The sequence below is a fragment of the Elioraea sp. genome, from assembly GCF_022842375.1.
GTDB lineage: Bacteria > Pseudomonadota > Alphaproteobacteria > Acetobacterales > Acetobacteraceae > Elioraea_A.
Genome location: NZ_JALHPR010000003.1, coordinates 123,774 through 146,976, shown reverse-complemented (window position 1 = coordinate 146,976; position 23,203 = coordinate 123,774). Strand labels below are relative to the sequence as shown.

Annotated in this window: 20 protein-coding genes; 5 read left to right on the top strand and 15 right to left on the bottom strand. The window is 69.3% G+C overall.

The window, feature by feature from the left end; all coding sequences use genetic code 11:
* Window positions 1–50 precede the first annotated feature (50 nt).
* The 3 genes from Q0C38_RS04050 to Q0C38_RS04040 all read left to right on the top strand — a co-directional run bounded on the left by Q0C38_RS04050 (window position 51) and on the right by Q0C38_RS04040 (window position 3,296).
* Window positions 51–704, top strand: a complete 654-nt coding sequence (locus tag Q0C38_RS04050; RefSeq protein ID WP_291295777.1) for a PEP-CTERM sorting domain-containing protein — start codon at window positions 51–53, stop codon at window positions 702–704.
* Window positions 705–840: 136 nt separating this feature from the next.
* A complete protein-coding gene (locus Q0C38_RS04045; RefSeq protein ID WP_291295776.1) occupies window positions 841–2,139 on the top strand; it encodes an O-acetylhomoserine aminocarboxypropyltransferase/cysteine synthase family protein in 1,299 nt (432 codons plus the stop codon).
* Between the two features lie 104 nt (window positions 2,140–2,243).
* A complete protein-coding gene (locus Q0C38_RS04040) occupies window positions 2,244–3,296 on the top strand; it encodes a homoserine O-succinyltransferase (protein ID WP_291295775.1) in 1,053 nt (350 codons plus the stop codon).
* Here Q0C38_RS04040 and Q0C38_RS04035 read toward each other — a convergent pair.
* The 9 genes from Q0C38_RS04035 to Q0C38_RS03995 all read right to left on the bottom strand — a co-directional run bounded on the left by Q0C38_RS04035 (window position 3,293) and on the right by Q0C38_RS03995 (window position 13,966).
* Window positions 3,293–4,858 carry a winged helix-turn-helix domain-containing protein gene (locus Q0C38_RS04035; protein ID WP_291295774.1) on the bottom strand — a complete coding sequence of 522 codons (1,566 nt, stop codon included), beginning with the start codon at window positions 4,856–4,858 and terminating at the stop codon, window positions 3,293–3,295. The two genes, Q0C38_RS04040 and Q0C38_RS04035, sit on opposite strands and share 4 nt — an antisense overlap.
* Before the next feature lie 57 nt (window positions 4,859–4,915).
* The gene (locus Q0C38_RS04030) at window positions 4,916–5,740 is read right to left on the bottom strand and encodes a DMT family transporter (protein WP_291295773.1); all 825 of its coding nucleotides are present in this window, start codon (window positions 5,738–5,740) and stop codon (window positions 4,916–4,918) included.
* Window positions 5,741–5,808: 68 nt separating this feature from the next.
* Complete coding sequence (locus Q0C38_RS04025; protein WP_291295772.1) at window positions 5,809–6,993, bottom strand: aminotransferase class V-fold PLP-dependent enzyme; 1,185 nt, start codon at window positions 6,991–6,993, stop codon at window positions 5,809–5,811.
* Window positions 6,990–7,967 (bottom strand): ABC transporter ATP-binding protein, encoded by a 978-nt coding sequence (locus tag Q0C38_RS04020; protein ID WP_291295771.1) that lies wholly within the window; start codon window positions 7,965–7,967, stop codon window positions 6,990–6,992. The genes Q0C38_RS04025 and Q0C38_RS04020 overlap by 4 nt, the downstream gene beginning before the upstream one ends.
* A complete protein-coding gene (locus Q0C38_RS04015; protein ID WP_291295770.1) occupies window positions 7,964–8,956 on the bottom strand; it encodes an ABC transporter ATP-binding protein in 993 nt (330 codons plus the stop codon). The genes Q0C38_RS04020 and Q0C38_RS04015 overlap by 4 nt, the downstream gene beginning before the upstream one ends.
* Window positions 8,956–9,852, bottom strand: coding sequence for an ABC transporter permease (locus Q0C38_RS04010; RefSeq protein WP_291295769.1), 897 nt, complete (start codon window positions 9,850–9,852; stop codon window positions 8,956–8,958). Before Q0C38_RS04010 ends, Q0C38_RS04015 begins: the two co-directional genes overlap by 1 nt.
* Window positions 9,852–10,793, bottom strand: a complete 942-nt coding sequence (locus tag Q0C38_RS04005; RefSeq protein WP_291295768.1) for an ABC transporter permease — start codon at window positions 10,791–10,793, stop codon at window positions 9,852–9,854. Before Q0C38_RS04005 ends, Q0C38_RS04010 begins: the two co-directional genes overlap by 1 nt.
* Window positions 10,794–10,866: 73 nt before the next feature.
* A complete protein-coding gene (locus Q0C38_RS04000) occupies window positions 10,867–12,462 on the bottom strand; it encodes an ABC transporter substrate-binding protein (RefSeq protein ID WP_291295767.1) in 1,596 nt (531 codons plus the stop codon).
* 34 nt (window positions 12,463–12,496) lie between these two features.
* Window positions 12,497–13,966 (bottom strand): M81 family metallopeptidase, encoded by a 1,470-nt coding sequence (locus tag Q0C38_RS03995; protein WP_291295766.1) that lies wholly within the window; start codon window positions 13,964–13,966, stop codon window positions 12,497–12,499.
* Between the two features lie 136 nt (window positions 13,967–14,102).
* Here Q0C38_RS03995 and Q0C38_RS03990 point away from each other — a divergent pair, with 136 nt between their 5' ends.
* Entirely contained in the window at window positions 14,103–15,104 is a 1,002-nt protein-coding gene (locus tag Q0C38_RS03990) for a succinylglutamate desuccinylase/aspartoacylase family protein (RefSeq protein WP_291295765.1), read from the top strand.
* An 8-nt stretch (window positions 15,105–15,112) separates the two neighbouring features.
* On the opposite strand, the gene Q0C38_RS03985 is transcribed toward Q0C38_RS03990, so the two are convergent.
* From Q0C38_RS03985 to Q0C38_RS03960, 6 genes are all read right to left on the bottom strand, one after another.
* On the bottom strand, window positions 15,113–16,087 hold the full coding sequence (locus Q0C38_RS03985) for an ABC transporter ATP-binding protein (RefSeq protein ID WP_291295764.1): 975 nt from the start codon (window positions 16,085–16,087) through the stop codon (window positions 15,113–15,115).
* Between the two features lie 23 nt (window positions 16,088–16,110).
* Window positions 16,111–17,058 (bottom strand): ABC transporter ATP-binding protein, encoded by a 948-nt coding sequence (locus Q0C38_RS03980; protein ID WP_291295763.1) that lies wholly within the window; start codon window positions 17,056–17,058, stop codon window positions 16,111–16,113.
* A gap of 83 nt (window positions 17,059–17,141) precedes the next feature.
* Window positions 17,142–18,116 carry an ABC transporter permease gene (locus Q0C38_RS03975; RefSeq protein WP_291295762.1) on the bottom strand — a complete coding sequence of 325 codons (975 nt, stop codon included), beginning with the start codon at window positions 18,114–18,116 and terminating at the stop codon, window positions 17,142–17,144.
* Window positions 18,082–19,041 carry an ABC transporter permease gene (locus Q0C38_RS03970; protein ID WP_291295761.1) on the bottom strand — a complete coding sequence of 320 codons (960 nt, stop codon included), beginning with the start codon at window positions 19,039–19,041 and terminating at the stop codon, window positions 18,082–18,084. The genes Q0C38_RS03975 and Q0C38_RS03970 overlap by 35 nt, the downstream gene beginning before the upstream one ends.
* A gap of 19 nt (window positions 19,042–19,060) precedes the next feature.
* A complete protein-coding gene (locus Q0C38_RS03965; protein WP_291295760.1) occupies window positions 19,061–20,857 on the bottom strand; it encodes a peptide ABC transporter substrate-binding protein in 1,797 nt (598 codons plus the stop codon).
* 182 nt (window positions 20,858–21,039) lie between these two features.
* Window positions 21,040–22,242 carry a M20 aminoacylase family protein gene (locus tag Q0C38_RS03960; protein ID WP_291295759.1) on the bottom strand — a complete coding sequence of 401 codons (1,203 nt, stop codon included), beginning with the start codon at window positions 22,240–22,242 and terminating at the stop codon, window positions 21,040–21,042.
* A gap of 161 nt (window positions 22,243–22,403) precedes the next feature.
* On the opposite strand from Q0C38_RS03960, the gene Q0C38_RS03955 reads away from it, so the two are divergent.
* The gene (locus Q0C38_RS03955; RefSeq protein ID WP_291295758.1) at window positions 22,404–23,198 is read left to right on the top strand and encodes an FCD domain-containing protein; all 795 of its coding nucleotides are present in this window, start codon (window positions 22,404–22,406) and stop codon (window positions 23,196–23,198) included.
* Window positions 23,199–23,203 lie beyond the last annotated feature (5 nt).

Genomic DNA, 23,203 nt, shown 5'->3' with positions numbered 1-23,203 from the left:
TTCAAGGGCACCATCGCATGTTCCGAGCACAGGTTTTCGTCAGTGCGACCGTGGGTGGCTTCCTTCACGCATCGCTTGCTGTCGCGGCGCCAATCCTGCACGACAGCGAGGCCTCCTTCGCCTCCATCGTCTATACGCCCGGCATCAACAGCACCCTCGGCCAAGTTGCCGCAGGCCGCCGCGTGCTCGGCAACATGTTCGACGCCACCAACTCGACCATGCTCTCCCTCGGCCTCGGCGGCAGCATCGCCTTCCTGATCGCGCCGGAGGAGAACAGCATCACCGGGGCGAGCACGTTCGAGCTCACCAACCTCGGCTCCGGCCACAAGGAACGGGCGCGCCTCTTCCTCGGCAACGACCTCGGCGGCTGGATCGAGATCGGCGACCTGCTGAACCAGGAGCTCGGCTCGACCGTCACCAACGTGAACCCGACCGTCGCCACCCTCGCCCTCACCACGCCCGGGGCTGCGACCGGGTTCACGCTCACCGTGCTCGACGGCAGCTTCAACTCGCTCCGCCTGCTCGACGTGTCGCCGACCCGGGGCGCCAATCTCGACGGGTTCGACATCGCGAGCTTCTCGCTCACCTCCATCGCCCCGCCAACGCCGCCGCCCGTGCCGGTGCCGGAGCCTGCCACCTGGCTGCTCCTGGTCGGTGGCATTGCAGGCCTCGCCGCCGCACGCCGGAGATTCGTTTCAGCCTGATGCCCGCGGGCGCGGCACGTCTCACGGTAATCTCAAGCCGCCCACAAGCTTCCCTGAAAGTCTCAACACCCGCCTCTCCGTAGGGTCTCCCCACGGCCGCACCGTCCCGGCGCGGCATGACGAAGGAGAGCCTGGGATGAAAACCGCGACCGCCCTCTTGCACGCCGGCCACAGGGCCGACCCCGCCACGAACGCCGTGGCCGTGCCGCTGCACATGACGACGTCGTACCAGTTCGACAGCACCGCGCATGCGGCCGACCTGTTCGCGCTCAAGCAGTTCGGGAACATCTACACCCGCGTGATGAACCCGACGACGGACGTGCTCGAGAAGCGGGTCGCCGCGATGGAGGGCGGTGCAGCGGCACTGGCCGTTGCCTCCGGCCAGGCGGCGACGCTGATCGCGATCCAGAACATCGCCTCCGCCGGCGACAACATCGTCGCCTCGACGGATCTCTACGGCGGGTCGTGGAACCTGCTCGCCAACACGCTCGCGACGATGGGCATCACCTGCCGCTTCGTCGACCCGTCGGACCCCGAGAACTTCCGCCGCGCGACCGATACGCGGACGCGCGCCTACTATGCCGAGACGCTGCCGAATCCGAAGCTTCAGGTGTTCCCCATCGCCGAGGTGGCGGCGATCGGCAACGCCCTCGGCGTGCCGCTGATCATGGACAATACCGCGGCCCCGCTGCTGTGCCGGCCTTTCGCGCATGGCGCCCATATCGTGGTGTATTCGGCAACGAAATACATCGGCGGCCACGGCACCGCGATCGGCGGCCTGATCGTCGACAGCGGCGCGTTCGACTGGGAGAAGCACGCCGCGCGCTTCCCCATGCTCACCACGCCCGATCCCTCGTACCACGGTGCGGTGTGGACGGAGGCGGTGAAGCCGATCGGGCCCGTCGCCTACATCATCAAGGCGCGCGTCACGATGCTGCGTGACGGCGGTGCCGCGATGAGCCCGTTCAACGCCTGGCTGTTCCTCCAGGGCCTCGAGACGCTGTCGTTGCGCATGGAGCGGCACTGCGCGAACGCTGCCCTCGTTGCCGGCTGGCTCGCCTCCCACCCGGCGGTCGCACGCGTCGTGTACCCGGGCCTGTTCGAGGGCCGGCAGGCGATGAAGGCCATGGCGTATCTCGAAGGCGGCTTCGGCGGGCTCGTCGGCTTCGAGCTGAAGGGCGGCATGGCGGCGGGCCGCGCCTTCATCGATGGGCTGAAACTCCTCTACCACGTGGCCAACATCGGCGATGCGCGCAGCCTCGCGATTCACCCCGCGAGCACGACGCACAGCCAGCTCGACCCCGAGGCACAACTGCGCACCGGCGTGACGGAGGGCTATGTGCGCCTTTCCGTCGGGCTCGAGGACATCGACGACATCCTGGGCGACCTCGACCAGGCGCTCGCCGCGGCCCAGCCGGCGCTGGTCGCTGCCTGAGTTGCGTGATGGGAGGCGGGGTGCCGGCTGGCAGCACCCCGCCATCCCCAGCTCCATCCCCCCGCTGCATTCCCGGGGGGCACGTGCCAGCGGGAGAGTGTGCCATGCCGATCCTGCTTCAACCGGGCCTTCCGGCAGCCGAGATGCTGCGGGCGGAGGGCGTGCCCGTCACCGAAACGACTGTCGTGCCCGATGCAGCGCTGCGCATCGGCCTCGTGAACCTGATGCCCGACAGGGCACGGGCGGAACAGCAATGGGGCAGGCTGCTCGGTGCCGCGCCAGAGACCGTGTCGCTCTCGCTGTTCTCGGCCGCGCGCGGCGCGTCGCCTGCCGCCTACCGGCCGATCGAGGACGCGGCGACGGGTCCGCTCGACGGGCTGATCGTCACCGGCGCGCCGGTCGAGACGCTCCCATTCGACGAGGTGCGCTACTGGCCCGCGCTCGCGGCGCTGTTTGACCACGCGGCTGCCTCATCCATCCCCACCCTTTCGGTCTGCTGGGCGGCGATGGCGGCACTCCATCATTTCCATGGGGTGGCGAAGCACACGCTCCCGCGGAAGGCCTTCGGGCTCTATGCCCAGGCGGTCCAGCGCCCGGGCGATCCGCTCATGCAGGGCATCGGGCCGCGCTTCGCCGTGCCGGTCTCGCGACATGCCACGGTGTTGGCGGCTGACGTCGCGGCAGGGGGCGCGGAGGTGCTGGCCGCGTCGGCCGCGACCGGCGTGTCGATCGCGGCCGATGCAGCGCGCGGCCACACGATGCTGCTCGACCATCTCGAGTATGACGGCGACACGCTGCTGTCCGAGTTCCTGCGTGACCGTGCCGCCGCGCGCCCGGCCTTCCCGCCGGCAGGCCTCGCACTCGGTGCTGCGCGTGAGCCAACCTGGCGGCCCGTGGCGCATCTCGTACTGCGCAACTGGCTGGCGCAGGTGGCGCGGGCGAAGGTGCTGCGCCAGCCGGCTGACCTGCTGTCCTGGCTTCTCGCCCCGCCTTCCGGTCGGAGCGGGCCGACCCGTCTCGTGCTCACGCTCGATGACGGCGTGACGACCGAGGCAGCGGAGCATCTCGCCACGCATGCGCTTGCCATGCCAGGCGTGCGTGACGCGCTGCTGCGAGGGCCTGGCCACGCCGGTCTCGCACTGCGCGCCGCAGCCTAATCCGCCTCCGGCAGGCCGGCGCGGCGGAGCCCATCGGCGAAGCGGGCGATGTAGTCCTCGTCGGCGCAGTAGAACAGCTCGTCGCATGCCACCGCGATCGTGTAGCCCGGCTTGCGGCGGAGCATCTCCGCCACTTTCTCAGCCGCCGCGTCGTGCTGGCCGGAAAGTCCGAGCGCGGCGACGAGGTTGGCCAGCGGCCTGTGGCTCGCATTCGGGTGCCTCAGCGCCATGCCGGCGAACAGGATCGCGCCATCGAGCTCGCCCAGCATGAGGTGCGCGGTCGAGCGCATGGTGTGGAACGTCCAGAGATGCGGATCACGCGGGCTGAGTTCAGCCGCACGCTCCGAGAGCGAGATGGCTTCCTCCGCCCGCCCACACCAGATCAGCGTGAAGCCGAGCGCGAAATGCGCCTGCGCGAAGGAGGGGTTGAGCGCGACCGCGTGTTCGAGCGCGGCGACCGCAGGTGCGTAGGCGCGATGCATGGTCAATGCACGGCCCAGCACGCAGTGGCACATGCAATCACGCTCATCCAGTGAGACGGACCGTTGCGCGGCGGACATTGCCGCTGCAAGGCGCTCGACCCGCCGTTCCGGTTCGCCCGCGAGCACCTGCTGAAGGTTGACGTACGACAGCGCCGCATGCGCGCGCGCGAGCCCTGGCTCGATGTCGATCGCCCGGCGGAAGCAGGCCTCGGCTTCGCTGAAGCCAGGTGCGGTGAAGCCCCAGAGGTGGAACAGGCCGCGCTGGTAGCAGTCCCACGCATCGAGGTTGTCGGGCGGGCGCCTGACGGCGAGCTCACGCTCGACCGTGGCGAGCTCGGGCTCGATCACGGCAGCGATTGCCTCGGCCATGGCATCCTGGATCGCGAAGATGTCGGTCAGCCGATGCTCGAACGCCTCCGACCATAGCTGCGTGCCGCTCCCGGCCGCGACGAGGTCGGCGGTAATGCGCACACGTTCTCCCCGTCGGCGCACGGAGCCCTGGAGCAGGTATCTCACGCCGAGGGCGGCACCGATCTCGGCAGGCTGCATGTCACGCCCCCGGAACGGGAAGGTGCTGTGGCGGCTGAGCACGGTGAGCCAGCGATAGCGCGCGAGCAGGCGGATGATGTCCTCGGTCAGTCCATAGGCGAAATATTCCGTATCTGCGTCAGGGCTGTCATTGGCGAAGGGCAGAACGGCGATCGAGGCGCGGCCGACCGGTGCTGGTGCGGGCGGCGCCGCCGCGATTGGCAGTTGTGACGCGGCCGGTTCCGCCTCGCGCACGTCGGCGACGAACCGGAAGCCGCGCTTGTGCACCGTGCGGATCACCGCCTGGTCCTCGCCCGTATCGCCGACGGCGCGGCGCGCGGCGTTGATCCTGCTCGACAGCGCTGCCTCGGAGATGATGCGCCCGCCCCAGATCGTGTCGATCAGCTCATCCTTCGACACCACCCGGTCACGGTGCCGCACGAGATGGGCGATGAGGTCGAACACCTGCGGCTCGACATGCACAGGCGCACCGGCGCGGCAGAGTTCCTGCCGGTCGAGGTCAAGCTCGCACGAGGAGAAGGCCAGGCGCATCCGTGCCGTCCCGCGTTCCTCCGTTGGTCAACCATACCATGCCATGGCGGCTGTCGCTCAGCGCCGCTCCGGCCGCATTGCAGCAAGGCCGGCTGCGATGACGATGGCGGCCCCGATCACGGTCGCGAGCGCCAGCGCCTCGCCGAACAGCACGACGCCGAAGGCGGAGGCGAAGACGAGGTGGAGATAGGCAAGCGGCTGCAGCCGGCTCGCCTCCGCCGCGGCCAGGGCGCGGATGTAGAGGAGATGCCCCGTGGCCGAGATGACGCAGAGCAGGCCCATCCAGCCCCAATCCGCCACCGGCGGCGGCCGCCAGGCAAAGGGCGCGGCGAGCGTGAGAGCGGCGGCGCCGGCGACTGCGGTGTAGAACAGGCTCGTCTCCGGCCTGTCATGCGCAGCGACCAGGCGGGTCATCAGCGCGTAGAAGGCGAACATCACGGCGGCGGCGAGCACGAGGAGCGCGTCGGCGCTGATCGCCTGCCCGCCGGGGCGGAGGACCAACAGCACCCCGCCGAAACCGGCCAGGATGGCGAGCCAGCGCCGCGGCGTGACGCGCTCGCCGAGCAGCGGGCCGGACATGGCGACGACGAGAAGCGGGGCGGCGGCGAACAGCGCATGCGTGGCGACGAGGCCCAGCCGCGTGAACCCCTCGATCATCATCAGCACCTGCACCGCGAGCAGCACGCCGCGGCCCGCCTGCATCACGGGCCGGCGCGACCGGACGATGCGCAGAAGCCCGCCTGGCGCCTGCGCGGCATAGGTCGTGACGAACAGTGCGAAGGCCCAGTAGCGGATGGTGAGGATGGAGAGCACGCCCGCCTGGTCGGCCAAATGGCGGGCGAGGGCATCCTGGCTCGCGAACAGCGCCATCGCTGCCGCCATGAAGGCGAAGCCGCGCCGTTGTTCCGTACCGCTGCGTGACGGTGACGTCACAATCCCGGATCGATCCCTCAGCCCGAGGCGCAGGCAGCGCGCAGCGCCGCGGCGAGGGTTGCGTCATCCGTCGGCGCGAGGGATTGCGGGTCGATCAGGAGAACGCCGTCCGCCACCCGCCGCTCACCCACATGCACCGGCGGATCATGTGCGAGGAGAGCAGCGACCGCCCCTGCCGCCCGCGAGGGCGGATCGAGGGTGACGGCAAGCACCGGCGCGCGGCCGCTGTGGCCCAGCTCCGTCCGCACGCTGTTCAGCCCCGCGAGTGCCGCGCCGATCCCCGCGAGACGCGCCGCCAGCGCTGCGGTTTCCGCCGCCTCGTCGGTTCCGGCGAAGCGTTCGAGCGCGACGAGGAGGCCGATGATCTCCTCCTTCCCCGCCTTGAAGCCGCGGCCGATGCCGTGCGGGGGTGCCGCACCGCGGATGATCGGCGCAAGCAGGGCGGGCGGTGACCACGCCTCGGCGCGGATATCCATGTCGAGCTGCTGCGCGAGTGCCGAGCCGACGAGATCGGCGCGCCCGGCGAGGATGCCGGAGGCCTGCGGCCCGCCGATCGCCTTGCCGCCGGAGAAGGCAACGAGATCGGCTCCCATGGCCAGCAGGCGGCGGAGGTTGTCGCGCGGCGGCAGTTGCGCTGCCGCATCGACGATGACGGGAAGGCCGCGCGCGCGGCAATGCGCTGCGATGCCGGGCAGCGCCGCGATCGTTTCGGGCGTGGCGGTGAAGGCGAAGGCGGCGGTGCGGGGCGTGATCGCGGCATCGATCTCCCACGCCTCGAGGCCGCGCACGCCCGCCCCGGTGCCGCGGTCGTTGTGGCCGAGATCGACCAGCCGCGCGCCGGCGGCGGCGAGCGCGCGGGAATACATCGTCCGGTGCGTGCGCGGCAGCAGGATCTCGTTCGGGAACCCGTCGGCGAAGGGCAGCGCTGCCATCCGCGCGAAGTCGCTGCCCGCGAGGCAGGCTGCGGCGGCAAGCGTGAGCGCTGCGGCGGCACCGGTCGTGACCATGCCCGCCTCGGCGCCGAGGTGGCCGGCAATGCGCTCGCTCGCCACCTGCTGGAGCGTGGCGATGTCAAGCGAGAGGCTGGCGGCTTCCGCCATCGCGGAGGCCACCTCCGCTGCCATCGGCCGCCCGCCGAGGCGGGTCAACGTGCCCGCGGCGTTGATGCGGCGCGTAAGGCCGAAACGATCGAGAACGCTCATCCCGGCTGGTCGAGCAGGTGGCAGGCGGCGCGGCGGCCAGGTGCGATCTCGCGCAGCGCCGGCTTCTCCTCGCTGCACCGGGCGAAGGCGAAGGGGCAGCGCGTGTGGAAGCGGCAGCCCGAGGGTGGGTTCAGCGGGCTTGGAACGTCGCCCTCGATCACCATCCGCTCGCGCTTCGCGCGCGGATCGGGGATCGGGGCCGCGGCGATCAGCGCCTGGGTGTAGGGGTGCTGCGGGTTGCTCAGCACCTCGTCCTTCGGCCCGATCTCGACGATATGGCCGAGATACATCACCGCGATCCGGTGGCCGATATGTTCCACCACCGCAAGATCATGGCTGACGAACAGGAACGCGAGGCCGAATTCCTCCTGCAGGTCCATCAGCAGGTTCAGCACCTGCGCCTGCACCGACACGTCAAGCGCGCTCACGGGCTCGTCTGCGACGATGAGCTCGGGGCGCAGCGCCAACGCACGCGCGATGCCGATGCGCTGGCGCTGCCCGCCGGAGAACTCGAACGGGTAGCGGCCGGCAGCCTCGGGGCGAAGGCCGACCTTGGCGAGAATCGCACCGACGCGCGCGGTGCGTTCGGCGGCACTGAACGTCTCGAAATTCTCGAGCGGCTCGCCGACGATCTGGCCGACGCGAAGCCGTGGGTTCAGCGAGGCGTAGGGGTCCTGGAACACCATCTGCACGCGGCGGCGGAAGGGCGCCATCTCGGCTTCCGACAGCGTGGTGATGTCGGTGCCGCCCAGGCGGATCGCGCCGGAGGTCGGCTCGGTCAGGCGCAGCACCATGCGCGCGACGGTCGACTTGCCGCAGCCGCTCTCGCCGACGAGGCAGAGCGTCTCTCCCGGCGCAATCGCGAAGTCGACGCCATCGACCGCGCGCACCCAGGCCACCGCGCGGCGAAGGATGCCGCGCTCGACCGGGAAGTGCTTGGTCAGTCCCTCGACGGCGAGAACGGGTTCCGTCATGCGGCCTCGCCCGGCTTCCAGCACGCAGCACTGTGGCCGTTGCCGTGTGCCGCGAGCGGCGGTGCCTCGCGCCTGCAACGCTCATCGGCAAGCGGGCAGCGCGGCGCGAAGGCGCAGCCGATGACGGGCTGGCGCAGGTCGGGCACGAGGCCCGGGATCTCGGTCAACCGCCGCTGGCGCGCTGCCGCCCCGAGGCGCGGGATCGAGGACATGAGCCCGCGCGTGTAGGGGTGCAGCGGGCGGTCGAACAGGTCGGTCACCTCGGCGGTTTCGACGATGCGGCCGGCATACATCACGATCACGCGCTGGCACGTTTCGGCCACGACCGGGAGTGCGTGCGTGATCAGCATCACCGCTGCCCCCGTGCGTTCCTTCAGCTCGATCATCAGCTTCAGGATCTGTGCCTGCACGGTGACGTCGAGCGCCGTCGTCGGTTCGTCGGCGATGAGCAGCTTGGGGTTGCAGGAGAGCGCCATGGCGATCATCACGCGCTGGCGCATGCCGCCCGAGAACTGGTGCGGATAGTCGCCGAGGCGGCGCTTCGCATCCGAGATGCGCACCAGCGTGAGCATCTCCTCCGCCCGCGCCAGCGCTGCCTCGTGCGAGGCCCCCTGGTGGATGCGCACGGCCTCGGCGATCTGCTCGCCAATCGTGAGCACCGGGTTCAGGCTCGTCATCGGCTCCTGGAAAATCATCGCGATGCGGTTGCCGCGGATCTCGCGCATCGCCCCGATGTCGAGGCCGAGCAGGTCCGTGCCTTCGAACACCACGCGGCCGCCGACGATGCGGCCGATGCGCTGGGGGAGAAGGCGCAGGATCGAGAGTGCGGTGACGGACTTGCCGCAGCCGCTCTCGCCGACGATGCCGAGGGTCTCGCCCGCCGCCACCGTGAAGCTCACGCCATCGACCGCGCGCGTCACGCCATCGACGGTGAAGAAATGCGTCTGCAGGTCCTCGACCGAGAGGAGGGGTGGTGCGTCGGCGTCCATCACCGCATCCGCCTTGCAAGCCGCGGGTCGAGCCTGTCGCGCAACCCGTCGCCCACCAGGTTGATCGCGAGGACGACGATGGCGAGGCACGCGCCGGGGAAGAACACCGTCCACGGCGCGCGGGAGAGGAACAGGCGCGACTGCGCGATCATGTTGCCCCAGGTCGGGATCTCGGGCGGCACGCCGGCGCCGAGGAAGGAGAGGCCAGCCTCGACGAGGATGGCGGAGGCGCAGACATAGGTGGCCTGCACGATCAGCGGGGCGAGCGTGTTGGGCAGGATGTGGCGGAGGATCACCTTCTTCGGCCGCGACCCGACCGAGACGGCCGCGTCGATGAAGGGGCGTTCCCGCACCGTGAGAACGACGGCGCGGACAAGGCGCACCACGCGCGGGATCTCGGGAATGGTGATGGCGAAGATCACCACCGGCACGCCGCCGCGCGTGAGTGCGACGAGTGCTATGGCGAGCAGGATGCCCGGGATCGCCATCAGCGCATCCATCAGCCGCATGATCACCGTGTCGAGCGCGCGGTAGTAGCCGGCGGCGAGCCCGACGAAGAGGCCGATCGTGGTGGAGAAGAACGCCACGAAGATGCCGACGAGCAACGACACGCGCGCGCCGTAGATGGTGCGCGCGAACACGTCGCGCCCGAGATTGTCGGTCCCGAAGCGATCCACCGCACCGGGGACGAAGAGCTTCGCGAGGTCGGGTGGCTGCAGCCTGTTCACCGGGTTCACGTGCAGCGGATCGCCGGCGATGAAGGGGGCGAGCACGGCGAGGATGAGCATGATGACGAGCAGCGCACCGCCGATCACGATCGTCGGGTTGCGGCGGATGAACACGCGCGCCCCACCTGGCCGCGCGGCGATCGGCGCCTCTGCTGCCGCGCCCGCCATCAGTAGCGGACCCGGGGATCGAAGAAGGTGTAGGAGATGTCGACCGCGAGGTTGACCAGCACGTACACGCCCGAGAACACCAGGATCACGCCCTGGATGATCGGGTAGTCGCGCCTGGCGATCGCGTCCACCACGAGACGGCCGATGCCAGGGATGTTGAACACCGTCTCGGTGATCACGACGCCGCCGATCAGCAGCGCGACACCGATGCCGACGATGGTGACGATTGGCACCGCGGCGTTCTTGAGCGCATGCTTCAGCAGCATCGGGCGCGTCGCAACGCCCTTGGCCTCCGCCGTGCGCATGTAGTCCTCGGCCAGCACCTCGAGCATGGTGGTGCGGGTGATGCGCGCGATCAGCGCGACATAGGCGAGGCCGAGCGCGATGGAGGGCAGGATCAGCCGCTCGAGCCAGGGCCAGAGGCCCTCGGCGATCGGCCGGTAGCCCTGCACCGGCAGCCAGCCGAGCTGGATCGCGAACACGAACACGAGCAGGTAGCCGACCACGAACACCGGCACCGAGAAGCCCGTCACGGCAACGCCCATCACCGCGCGATCAAGGCCGGAGCCGGCCTTCCAGGCAGCGAGCACGCCGAGGGTGATCGAGATCGTCACCGCGAGGATCAGTGTCGTGATCGCGAGCGAGATGGTCGGCTCGGCGCGCTGGAGGATCAGCTCCGACACCGAGCGGTTCCAGAACAGCGAGTGGCCGAGATCGCCCTGCAGAACGTTGCCGATCCAGATGGCGAACTGCTCCCACAAGGGCCGGTCGAGCCCGAGGGCCGCGCGGATCGCCGCGATCTGGTCGGACGTCGCATTGTCGCCGGCGATCACGCTCGCCGGGTCGCCGGGCGCGAGATGCACGAGCAGGAACACGATGATCGCGACCAGCAACATCACCGGGATCGTCGCGATGAGGCGGCGGATGATGTAGGCGATCATCCGCCGCGCCCGTCACACAGGGAAATCCCTTCCCGCATCGCTGCGGGAAGGGGGAACGGAACGGAACGCTGCATCAGGTCTTGCGGACGTTCCAGAACGGCACGCAGCCCGGTGTTGCGATCCAGCCGGTGACGTTGCGGCGATGCGCGACCGGCTGCTTCCACTGGCCGTAATAGACGGTTGGCACGAAGTTCCAGGCATTCTCCTGCATCTCGCGCGCGATCTTCTGCCGTGCGGCGAGGTCGGGGGCGGAAACCCAGGCGTTGCGCAGCTGCTCGTGCTTCTCGTCCGACGGCCAGCCGAACCAGCCGCGCTCGCCCGTTGCCGCGTGCGCTGCGGCCCAGATCGGGTTGCCCGAGGAAAGACCGTCGGCGGAGGTGAGGAAGATGTTCCATCCGCCCTGGTCCGGCGCTGCCCTCGACGCGCGGCGCTGCACCACGCCCGACCAGTCCATCGGCACCATCTGGATGTTGAAGCCGATGCCGCGAAGCTCCTGGGCCAGGATCTGCGCGGTGTTGTTCATGTAGACGATGTTGGTCGCCTGCATGAGCGTCACCGGCTGGCCGTTGTAGCCGCTCTCGCGCAGAAGCTGGCGCGCGCGCTCGGGGTTCGGTCCGTTCCTGAACCACTCCGTGTTCGCATCGTTCTCCATCGGCGTGCCGCAGGTGAGGTACGCGCCGCATTTCTGGTAGAAGCGCGGGTCGACAAAGGAGGCCCGCATGTGGGCTTCCTGGTTCACCGCCCACAGCACGGCCTGGCGCGCCTTCACGTTGTCGAAGGGCGGGTGCAGGAAGTTCAGCCTGATCCAGCCCACATCGCCGAGCGGGCTGCGCGGGGCCAGCATGATGTCGCGGTCACGCTCGAGGTCGCGCACGCTGTCGAGCGAGGGTGTCTCGACATAGTCGACCTCGCCCGCCTGCAACGCAGCGATCGCGGTCTGTGCATCCGGCACGTTCTGGATGATCACGCGATCGACATGCGCGACCTTGCCGCCGGCGATCCATGACGGCGGCTCGCTCCTCGGCCGGTAGTTCGGGTTCTTGTCGTAGACATACTGCGTGCCAGGCCGCGTCTCGCGCTCGTTCATGATGAACGGGCCGGAGCCGACCGTGGTCTCGATCTTCTGCATCGGGTCGGTCAACGCTTCCTTCTCGCGCATCATGAAGCAGAAGGGGGTCGAGGTTTTCGCCATGGCATCGAGGGCGATGCCGTAGGGCTCCCTGAACTTGATGACGATGGTGCGCGCATCGCCGGGCGACACGTCGGTCACGCGCTGCATCATGTGCTGGCCGGCACCGTCGCGCACCGCCCAGCGGCGGATGGAGGCGACGCAGTCACGCGACGTCACGTCCGTGCCGTCGGTCCATTTCAGGCCGTCGCGCAGCTCCATGGTCAGCGTGAGCTTGTCGTCGGAGAAGCCGTGGCGGCCGATCATCTGCGGCTGCGCCGTGACCTTCTCGTCGATGCCGAAGAGGGTGTCGTACACCAGCGCGCCGTGGTTGGCGGCCATGTTGGCCGTCGTCCAGATCGGGTCGAAGGTGGGGATGTCGCCGTGCAGGATGGCGCGCACGGTGCGGTTGGCCGGCGGCGCCGGCTGCGCGATCACGATGGCAGGCGTGACCGCCGCGGCGGCCACTCCGCCCATCAGGGTCCTGCGTGTCGTTTTCATTGTCCGGTTCTCCCTGTTGCCGTTCCGGTTCTGCTTAGAGAATGAGTCCAGGCTGCGTCACCTCGTCGAGCGGCCAGATCGGGCGCGCGACCTTCGTGTAGGGAAGCTTGCGGTAATCCCGCGACAGCGGCCCGTCGCTGTCGATGTAGATCACCTTGGCAGCGATCGGCCCGAACGCGCCCATGAAATGGTTGGTCGACTTCACGACAATGATCTTCCGCTCGGTCGGCTCGATGCCGAGGTTGCGGAAGATCTCGAGGCCGAGCGCCTGGGTGCGGTTGGCGATCAGCACCACCTCGACATCGCCCACCTTGATCGCCGCGCAATCGCCGAGCGGCACCTTGGTCGGCCCGAAGCTCTGCCAGGCATCGGGGGCGAGTGCCGTCACCGTCACCATCGCATCGATCGGCTGGCCCGAGCTCGGCGCGATCTTGCCGCCGAAGCGGAGCGGGAACGTCGCACCGACGCCGGCATCGAAGCAGAGGCGCACCGCGATCGGGTCCCAGATCGGGGCGAGCGCCGCGCTCTCAGCCTTCGTCTCGATCAGGTGGCGGAGGATGGTGGTGTTGTCGGTCGGCGCGCCGCCGCCGGCATTGTCGGCCGGATCGGCCACCACGACGGGCCCGGCATTGTGGCCGCGCGCGGTGGCGATGCCGCCCGTGACCGACTCATACGGCGGAATCGTCTTGCCGCGCATCGAGACGAATTCCTCGCCGAGCGCTGTCGCCACCGCATCGGCCTTCGCCTTGTCGTTGTTCGTGATCACGAGCACGCGGCCGGTGAGCTCCTCGACATCGGCATAGGGGAAGCAGTGCGCGATCGAGATGGAGAGGATGCCGTCGCGGCCCTCCATCGCCTTCACCTTGTCGACGAAGGCGCGCATGAGCGGCTGCGTCGTCGGGTAGGAGCTGATCTGCCGGCAATCATACACGCTCGTCACCGGCTTGACCTCGCCGCGCAGCGTGGCGAGCACGAGCGTCAACACCTCCTCCGCACGCTCCGACACGTCGGTGTGCGGGAACTCCTTGTAGAGGATGGTGATGTCGGCCGCCTTCACGCGAACCTTCGTCAGGTGGCAGTGCGGGTCGAGCTCGACGCCGATCACCACCTTGGGCCCGACGATGTCGCGCACGCGGGTGATGATGTCGCCTTCCACATCGTCATAGCCGTGCGCGACCATCGCGCCGTGCAGGCCGAGCAGCACGCCATCGACAGGGAGTGCGGCCTTGAGCTGATCGAGGATCTCGTCGCGCATCATCTCGTAATCGGCGCGGTTGGTGGTGCCGGCGGGGCTGGCCGCGAAGCAGCTTCCCTCGATCAGCGTGAACCCCTCGGCCGCGGCACGCTGGCGGGCCACGAACAGGGGTGCTGTGCACATGCGCGGTGCATCGTCCGGATGCTCGCCGGGGCGCAGGAACACGCCCTCCTTGTACGCGGCGAGGCTGGTCGGCATTGGCGCAAAGGTGTTCGATTCTGTCGCGAGGGTTGCGGTGAACAAACGCACGTTCTTCTGCCTCCCGTTGTTCGCGCGATGAAAGCACCTCCGTTCGCCGAGGGCAACGGCGAGGCTTGTCGCGCAGCGGGTTGCATCGGAAGATGGCGCAACGAAACAGCGCGGGGAGGCAGCGGTGGCGGGGCAGATGGCGGGGGGCAGCACGCGGCTCTGGACGGATGTCGACTATGCGCGGGATGGCCGCCAGGTCGACTGGCTGCACCTGCCGCACTCCGTCACGCGGTCTGCCTACGGCACGATCGCCATTCCGGTCGCTGTGGTGAAGAACGGCGAGGGGCCGACGGCCCTGTTCTCCGCCGGCAACCATGGCGACGAGTACGAGGGCCAGGTCGCCGTCTGCAACCTGATCCGCGAGCTTCGGCCCGAAACGATCCGTGGCCGCGTCATCATGCTGCCGGCGCTCAACCTCCCGGCGGCGATGGCGGGTACGCGGGTGTCGCCGATCGATGGCGGCAACCTCAACCGCTCGTTCCCAGGCTCGCCCGATGGCGGGGTCACGTCGCAGATCGCGCATTATGTCGACAGCGTCCTGTTCCCGCTGGCCGACCTGTTCCACGATTTCCACTCCGGTGGCGGGTCGCTCGCCTATCTTCCCTTCGCCTCGACGCATGAGGGGCCCGATGCGGCCGTGAACGCGCGCGGCATGGCGGCACTGCGCGCCTTCGCCGCCCCGGTCTCTCTGCATTGGCGCCAGGGGGCTGACCCGCGCTACTCGCCGGGGGCGGCGATGAAGCGCGGCGTGGCGGCGCTCGGCGGCGAGTTCGGCGGCGGCGGCTCGCTCAACCGCGCCGGCCTCGCCTTCGCGGAGGAGGGGCTGATCCGCCACCTCCGCTTCATGGGCATCCTCCCCGGCGGCCCGCCTGAGCCGCGGCCGACGCGGATGATGGAAGTGCCCGACCAGGCCTGCTTCGTCTACGCGCCCGATGCCGGCGTGTTCGAGCCAGCCACCGAGATCGGCGATGCGGTGCGGAAGGGCGACCTCTGCGGCCGCGTGCATTTCGTCGATGATCCCGCACGCCCGCCGACGGAGTGCTTCTTCAAGCGCGACGGCATCGTGGTGTGCCAGCGCCACCCCGCCCGCTGCGAGAGGGGCGATTGCGTCGCCCATCTCGCCCTCGACGTCGACTGAGGGCGCGCTCAGTCCCTCAGGTGGCAGGACACCCAGTGGCCTTGCCTGGTCTGGCGCAGTTCCGGCACCTGCGTGGCGCACGGGTCGGGCCTGGCGATCGGGCAGCGCGTGTGGAAGTGGCAGCCTGAGGGCGGCTTCAGCGGGCTCGGCACGTCGCCCTGCAGCCGGATGCGGTTGCGCTTGGCCTTCGGGTCGGGGATCGGCACGGCCGAGAGCAGCGCCTCGGTATAGGGGTGCAGCGGCGTGGTGTAGAGGTCGCGCGCCGAGGCGATCTCGACGATCCGGCCAAGATACATCACCGCGACACGGTCGCTGATGTGCTCGACCACGGAGAGGTCGTGCGCGATGAACAGGAAGGTGAGGCCGAACTTCTCCTGCAGGTCCTCGAGCAGGTTCACAACCTGCGCCTGGATCGAGACGTCGAGCGCCGAGACGGGCTCGTCGCAGATGATCAGCTTGGGAGACACGGCGAGAGCGCGGGCGATGCCGATGCGCTGGCGCTGGCCGCCCGAGAACTCGTGCGGGAAGCGGCGCATGTGATCGGCGTTGAGGCCCACCGTCTCGAGCAGCTCGACCACGCGGTCCTCGCGCCCGCGGGCGTTGCCGGAGAGCTTATGGATCACCAGCGCCTCGGCGATGATCGTGCCCACTGTCATGCGCGGGTTCAGGGAGGCGAACGGGTCCTGGAAGATGATCTGCATGTGCCGCCGGAGCGGGCCCATCTGCTCGCGCGACAGCGCCGTCACGTCCTGGCCCTCGAACCGCACCTCGCCGGAGGTGGGCTCGATCAGGCGCAGGATGAGGCGCCCGGTGGTGGACTTGCCGCAACCCGATTCGCCGACGAGGCCGAGCGTTTCGCCGGCCTGGAGGTCGAACGAGACGCCGCTGACGGCATGCACCTCATCGACGGTGCGGCGGAGGATGCCGCCCTTCACGGCGAAGCGCTTCACGAGGTCGCGGACGCGCAGCAGCGGCTCGGTCATCGGCGAGGCGTCCTGCATCGGGCTCATGGGGCGGCGGTGAGGAAGCAGGCGACCTTGTGGCCGTTCGCGTCGGTCACGAGCGGCGGCTCAGCCTCGCGGCAGACGTCCATCGCGTGGCGGCAGCGCGCGGCGAAGCGGCAGCCGGTGGGCGGGCGAAGCAGGCTCGGCACGCTGCCGGGGATGGCCTCGAGCCTGGTCTTCTTGAGCGCCGCGAGGTCGATCCGCGGAATCGAGCGGATGAGGCCCTGGGTATAGGGGTGGCGCGGGTTGGCGAAGAGCTCCTCCACCGGCGCCTCCTCCACCACCTTGCCCGCGTACATCACGATGACGCGCTGCGCGACCTCGGCGACAACACCCATGGCATGGGTGATGAGCATCACCGCCATGCCGAGGCGGTCCTTCATCTCGTCGAGCAGGTCGAGGATCTGCGCCTGGATGGTGACATCGAGCGCGGTGGTCGGTTCGTCCGCGATCAGGAGCTTCGGGTTGCAGGAGAGCGCCATGGCGATCATCACGCGCTGGCGCATGCCGCCAGAGAACTGGTGTGGATAGTCGTGCACGCGCCGCTGCGGGTTGGGGATGTTCACGAGCTTCAGCATCTCGGCCGCACGGTCGATCGCGGCGCGCTTGCCCAGCTTCTCGTGCTGCTGCACCACCTCGGCGATCTGCTCGCCCACCGTATAGACGGGGTTGAGCGAGGTCATCGGCTCCTGGAACACGATGCCGATCTCGCGCGCGCGGATCTTGCGCATCTCGTCGGCACTGAGCGGCACGATGTCGCGCCCCTGCCAGAGGATCTGGCCCTCGACGATCTTGCCCGGCGGCATGGCGATGAGCTTCAGCACCGTCATGGCCGTGACGGTCTTGCCGCAGCCGCTCTCGCCCACGACGCAGACCGTCTCGCCGCGGCCGATTCGGATGTCGACGCCATCGACCGCGCGCACCCAGCCGTCATCGGTGCGGAAATGCACCTTGAGGCCGCGGATATCGAGCAGCGTATCGGCCGGCGTGGCGGGGGCCTGCGGCGATGGTGCCGCGGCGAGGGTCGGCGCGGTCAGATCACCCTCCTCGGGTCGAGCGCATCGCGCAGACCGTCGCCGACGAAGTTGATGGTCAACACCGTGAAGAAGATCGCAAGCCCCGGGAACAGCGCCCAGTGCGGCGCGAAATCGAGGTTGTCCTTGGCGTCGAACAGCAGCCGGCCCCAGGTCGGCACGTCAGGCGGGAAGCCGAGGCCGAGGAAGGAGAGGGTGCTCTCGGCGATGATCGCGGCCGCGATGTCGATCGTGGCGGCAACGATCACGGGGCCAAGCGCGTTCGGCAGGATGTGGTGGAGCACCAGCCGTGGCGTCGAGGCGCCGAGCGCGCGTGCCGCCTCGACGAACTCCTTCTCGCGGAGGGAGAAGAACTGCGCGCGCACGAGGCGTGCGACCGGCATCCACCGGAACCCGCCGATCACGCCGACGATGAGGATGAACACGCCCATCTCGGGCCCCACCACCTGGCGCAGCGGTTCCCGGAACAGGTAGATCACAAGCAGCAGCAGCGGCAGCTCGGGCAGCGAGAGGAACAGGTCGGTCAGCCACATCAGCGCGGCATCGACAGGGCCTGACGCCATGCCCGCCAGCGAGCCGATCAGCGTGCCGAGCAGCACCGCAACGAGCATCGCCGCGAAGCCGACGGCGAGCGAGATCCGCCCGCCATAGAGCATGCGCGCGAGCAGGTCCTGCCCGAGATCGTCGGTGCCAAGCGGGTGGGCGAAGGAGGGGCCCTGGAGGCGCGCGCGGAAGTCGATCTCGTCGATCGCCACGGTCCAGAACAGCGGGCCGACCAGAACGGCGAGGATGATGAACGACAGCACCACCGCGCTCGCCACGGCGAGCCTGTGCTTGCGGAAGCGCCGCCACGCCTCCTCCCACGGGGAGACGCGCGGGCGCGCCGATGCGCCTGCCGGCGTCGTGCCAGCGCCATGGCCCGCGTCGACGGCCGGGGCGCTAGCGGTAGCTGATGCGGGGGTCGAGCCAGCCATAGAGCACATCGGCCATGAGGTTGAAGAAGATGACGAGGCACGAGAACACGAACGTCACGGCCATGATCACGGGCGTATCGTTCGACAGGATCGCGCTGATCAGCAGCGAGCCGATGCCGGGCACGCGGAAGATCTGCTCGGTCACGATCGCGCCGCCGAACACGATCGGCATCTGCAGCGCGATTAGGGTGACGACGGGGATGAGCGCGTTGCGCACCACGTGCTTCATCACCACCCGCCGCTCGGCCAGGCCCTTCGACCGCGCGGTGGTGACGTAGTCGAGCCGGATGACGTCGAGCACGGCCGAGCGCACGAAGCGCACCAGCGCGGCACCCTGGAACAGGCCGAGCACCATCACCGGCATGATCATCTGCTTGATGTGTTCCCACACCCAGGGCAGCCCGCTTCCGGCGATGTTGGTGCGGTACACGAAGGGCAGCCAGCCGAGATAGACCGAGAAGAACAGGATGAAGAGCAGCCCGGTGAAAAAGGTGGGCAACGAGAAGCCGACGAAGGCGAGCGTGTTGGCCACCTTGTCGAACGTCGAGTAGGGGCGGGTTCCCGCCAGCACGCCGACCGGCAGCGCGACGGCGAGGGCGACGATCTGCGAGGTGCCGATGACCAGCAGCGTCGTCGGCAGGCGCTGCATGATCAGCTGGTCGACATCGATGCGGCTGACGAAGGAGAAGCCCCACTCGCCCCGCAGCATCGAAGTGAGCCAGGCGAAGTAGCGCATGTGGATCGGGTCATCCAGCCCGAGGCTCGCACGCAGCTGCATGCGCACCTCGGGCGGTATCGCGGGGTTGGTCGCCAGCTCCTCGAAGGGGTCTCCGGGAGCCAGCGCCAGCACCGTGAACAGGATGACGCTGATCCCGAGCAGGCTCGGGATCGCGATCAGCAAACGTCGGATGAGATACTGCGTCACGCGGCGCGCGCTTGCGGTCTCAGCCTTCGCGGTACCAGTCGGACAGCAGCCACATCGTCAGGTCCCAGCCGCTGATGGCAGGCCTGAGCGTGTTGAGGCTGCCGCTGACCGTCGGGCGCATCACCACGGGGATCACGTGGTTGCTGCCGACGATCAGGTCGTTCATGCGGATGAAGAGGGCGGCCCGCTTCACCACGTCGAGCTCGCCTTCGGCCGCGCGGAAGGCAGCGTCATAGTCGGCGCTGCGCCAGCGGACGATGTTGCGCCCCTGCCACGAGTTCGCCTTCTGCGACACTTCCCACGAGACGTACTGGTTCATGAACCGCTGCGGATCGGCCTGCGGCATGGTCGTCGTGTACATCTGCATGTCGGCGAAGAACTTGCCGAAGGTGTCTGGGTTGGCCACGTCCGACGAGAAGAACACCGAAGCCGTGACCGACTTGAGCTCGAGCTCGATGCCCGCGCGCCGCGCGGCCTGCTGCAGGATCTGCTGCGTGCGCTGACGCGGCGCGTTGACCGAGGTCTGGTAGACGAACCGCAGCCGCACCCCGTCCTTGGCGCGCACGCCGTCACGCCCCCGCACCCAGCCTGCCTGGTCGAGCACCTGGTTGGCACGGTCGACGTTGAATTCCATCGGCATGTTCGGGGAACGGAAGCGCGGCGGGTTGTTGAGGAAGTTGCCCGTCGCCGGGCCGCCGCGGCCGTAGATGAACTCCTCGATCGACTTGCGGTCGAGCAGCAGCGCGATCGCCCGGCGCACCGCGGGGTCGCGGAAGGCGGGGTGCTCGGTGCTGATATGCGCACGCTCGCCGTCAACCTCGCGGGTGGGGTCGGTCGCGTTGAGCTGGATGAATTCGATCGCACCGCCCTCGATCACGTTGACCTTGCCGCGGCCGGCCGCCTCGAGGCGCTTGAGGATCTCGTCCTCGACCTGGAGGTTCCAGGCATAGTCATAGTCGGCCGTCTGCAGCACCGCGCGGGCGGCCGAGACCGCATCGCCGCCACCCTTGATCTCCATCGTGTCGAAGAAGGGCCGGTTGGGCAGGTGGTAGTTCTCGTTGCGTTCGCCGCGCAGCAGGTCACCCGGCGCGAAGGAGGTGAACTTGTAGGGGCCCGTGCCGACCGGGCGGAGATTGGTGGGCGCATCGCGGGCGTTCGAGCCGGCGAAGTCCTTGAACAGGTGCTTGGGGATCAGCATGCCGACGGAGGCGACGAAGGCGTCGGCCCAGAACGGGTTCGGCTGCGCGAACTCCACCTTCACGGTGTGATCGTCGACCTTCGTCACGTTCACGTCGCGGTAGGAGCCGGAGCTGGTCGAGGCTACGGCCGGGTTGCGCGCGTATTCGTAGTTGAAGATGACGTCGTCGGCCGAGAAATCCTGGCCGTCATGCCACTTCACGCCGCGCTTCAGCTTCCAGGTGACGGAGCGGCCATCCGCCGAGAGCCCGCCATTGTCGACCGACGGGATCTCGGCCGCCAGGATCGGGTGCAGCGTGCCGTCGGCCGCCCAGCCGGCGAGCGGCTCGTAGAAGACGCGGCTCGAATCCTGGTTCGTGGTGCCGACCGCGAAATGCGGGTTCAGCAGCGTCGAGGCCTGCCAGTAGAGAATCTTGAGCGCGCCGCCGCCGCCCGCACGCGTCGGGCGATAGGCGGGAACGCTCTGCGCCATGGCGGGCGCGGCGCCGGCCACGGCGAGGATCTGCGTCGCCATCGGCGCGGTCAGGCCAACGGCGGCCATCCGGCGGATGAAGCCACGGCGTGACAGTGAGCCACGCTTCACGCGGCCGATCAGCTGTCGAAGATCGTCTTCGGTCATGCTCAGTCTCCCGATTGGTAGCCCCCCACCGGAAGGGGCGGCCACAGCGTCACCGCTGCGCGCATGTCACCCATCCGGCCTTTGCACGGATGCTACAGCACTGCGACAGGCTTCGGCACTCCCTTTTGCCTGTGTCACGCACTTTGAGACGGCGCCGGGGGGCGTTCCGTCAGGCAGTACACTCACCCCTGGCGCTGCAAGCCGAGCTCCTGCTCGACCAGGCCGACCCAGTAGGCAACGCCGAGGGGGATGATCGCGTCGTTGAAGTCGAAATGCGGGGTGTGCAGGTTGGGCGAGGTGCCGTCCGCCCCCGTGCCGCCGCCGATGAACATGAAGTTGCCAGGGCAGGCCTCGAGCATGAGGCCGAAATCCTCCGCCCCCGTCACGGGCACCATCGCGCCGTTCACCGCCTCCTCGCCCACCAGCCCGGCGGCGACGGCGAGTGCCACGTCGGTCTGCTCGGCGTGGTTCACGGTGGCCGAGACGCCGCGGCGATACACCGCCTCCGCCGTGCAGCCATGGGCCAACGCCAGGCCCTGCGCCAGCTCGCCGATCCGGCGCTCGAGCAGCTCGCGCACGGCGGGGCTGTAGCTGCGCGAGGTGCCGGTGACGACGAGTTCCGCCGGCATCACGTTCGACGAGAGCGGCGAGCCGCCAGCGATCGACCCGACACTGAGCACGGCACTCTCGAGTGCCGGCACGTTGCGGCCGATGATGGTCTGCAACGCGAGCACGAAATGCGCCTGCACGATCGTCACGTCGGTCGCGAGATGGGGGGTGGAGCCGCCATGCCCGCCGGTTCCCTTGAAGGTGACGGCGAAGCGGTCTGCCGCGGCCAGCGTCGGGCCCTTGCGGGTGGCGAAGCGGCCGGCCGCGATCGTCGGCTTGTTGTGCAGGCCATAGACGGCATCGCACGGGAAGCGCTGGAACAGCCCGTCCGCCAGCATCGCGCGCGCACCACCGCGGCCTTCCTCGGCCGGCTGGAAGATCAGGTGCACCGTGCCGGCGAAATCGCGGTTCTGCGCGAGCCAGCGGGCAGCGCCCAACAGCATGGTGGTGTGCCCGTCATGCCCACAGGCATGCATCACGCCCGGGTTGGTCGAGGCCCAGGGCGCGCCCGTCGCCTCCGGGATCTGCAGCGCATCCATGTCGGCGCGAAGCCCGATGGCGCGTTGCCCCGGCCGCGTGCCCTTCACCGTGCCGACGACGCCGAGCTTGCCGACGCCTTCCGTGACCTCGACGCCCCATTCCCTGAGCTTCGCGGCGACGAGTGCCGCGGTGCGGTGCTCCTCCATCCCCATTTCCGGGTGGGCGTGGATGTCGCGGCGGATCGCGGTGAGCTCGTCAGCCCAGGCGCTGACGCCCTCGATCACGGGGGTCTGCATCGGTTCTCGGTCTCCTCGGGAGAAGCTGCTGGTGAAGCGAGGATGAACCGGGCGCGCCCGCTTGGCGAGGGGGCGCCCGCTGGCGCCCGGGGAGCTTGCGGCGCCCTGGCCTTTGAACCTAGGATATAGCCTGGAGTGAAACGAACAAGGAGCGGTGCCGCGTGTCCAGCGCGTCCCTGCCGCTTGCACCGGTGCAACGACGCAAGGTGCATGACGAGGTTGCCGCCCAGCTCGAGGCGCTGATCCTGTCGGCGCATCTCGGCGAAGGCGAGGCGCTGCCCTCCGAGCGCGAGCTGATGGAACGTTTCGGCGTCGGCCGCCCGGCGGTCCGGCAGGCGCTTCTCACGCTCGAGCGCACCGGCCTTGTCAGGGTCGCCAACGGCGAGCGTGCGCGGGTCGCGCGTCCAACCGCGAACGGGCTGATCGAGAGCCTTTCCGCCCCCGTGCGGCTGCTCCTGGCCGAGCCCCAGAACGTCCGGCACCTGCAGCAGGCGCGGCAGTTCTTCGAGGGCGGCATCGCCCGCCATGCCGCCATCGCCGCCGATGCGGCGCACCGCGCGCGGATCGAGGCTGCCTGGCAGGTGAACCGCGACGCCCTGGCCGACCCCGCCGCCTTCTCCCGCACCGACGTCGCCTTCCACAGCGAGATCGCGGCGGTGGCCGCCAACCCCATCATCGCCGCGCTCGGCGAGGCGATGCGCGGCTGGCTCACCGAACAGCGCACGACCACGAGCGTCAGCCGCACATCCCGCGAGAGGACGGTGCAGGAGCACCGGATGATCCTCGATGCCGTCCTTGCCGGCGACGGCGACGCGGCAGACCAGGCGATGCGCGACCATCTCGCCTCCGTCACCGACACCTACTGGGCGGAGGTCGCCCGCGGGCGCCGCCGCGGATCGGCGCGGCGGGCGGGCGAGGCAACGAAAGCGGCGGCGCAGCCCCGCGACAGGGAGTGAACGGG

Coding starts and splice junctions, on each gene's coding strand:
- Q0C38_RS03960 (WP_291295759.1), bottom strand. CDS start 22,242: ATGCAGACCCCCGTGATCGAGGGCGTCAGCGCCTGGGCTGACGAGCTC.
- Q0C38_RS04005 (WP_291295768.1), bottom strand. CDS start 10,793: ATGATCGCCTACATCATCCGCCGCCTCATCGCGACGATCCCGGTGATG.
- Q0C38_RS03975 (WP_291295762.1), bottom strand. CDS start 18,116: ATGGCTGGCTCGACCCCCGCATCAGCTACCGCTAGCGCCCCGGCCGTC.
- Q0C38_RS03965 (WP_291295760.1), bottom strand. CDS start 20,857: ATGACCGAAGACGATCTTCGACAGCTGATCGGCCGCGTGAAGCGTGGC.
- Q0C38_RS04040 (WP_291295775.1), top strand. CDS start 2,244: ATGCCGATCCTGCTTCAACCGGGCCTTCCGGCAGCCGAGATGCTGCGG.
- Q0C38_RS04045 (WP_291295776.1), top strand. CDS start 841: ATGAAAACCGCGACCGCCCTCTTGCACGCCGGCCACAGGGCCGACCCC.
- Q0C38_RS04000 (WP_291295767.1), bottom strand. CDS start 12,462: ATGAAAACGACACGCAGGACCCTGATGGGCGGAGTGGCCGCCGCGGCG.
- Q0C38_RS04015 (WP_291295770.1), bottom strand. CDS start 8,956: ATGGACGCCGACGCACCACCCCTCCTCTCGGTCGAGGACCTGCAGACG.
- Q0C38_RS04025 (WP_291295772.1), bottom strand. CDS start 6,993: ATGAGCGTTCTCGATCGTTTCGGCCTTACGCGCCGCATCAACGCCGCG.
- Q0C38_RS04030 (WP_291295773.1), bottom strand. CDS start 5,740: ATGGCGGCAGCGATGGCGCTGTTCGCGAGCCAGGATGCCCTCGCCCGC.
- Q0C38_RS03985 (WP_291295764.1), bottom strand. CDS start 16,087: ATGACCGAGCCGCTGCTGCGCGTCCGCGACCTCGTGAAGCGCTTCGCC.
- Q0C38_RS04035 (WP_291295774.1), bottom strand. CDS start 4,858: ATGCGCCTGGCCTTCTCCTCGTGCGAGCTTGACCTCGACCGGCAGGAA.
- Q0C38_RS03990 (WP_291295765.1), top strand. CDS start 14,103: ATGGCGGGGGGCAGCACGCGGCTCTGGACGGATGTCGACTATGCGCGG.
- Q0C38_RS04010 (WP_291295769.1), bottom strand. CDS start 9,852: ATGGCGGGCGCGGCAGCAGAGGCGCCGATCGCCGCGCGGCCAGGTGGG.
- Q0C38_RS04020 (WP_291295771.1), bottom strand. CDS start 7,967: ATGACGGAACCCGTTCTCGCCGTCGAGGGACTGACCAAGCACTTCCCG.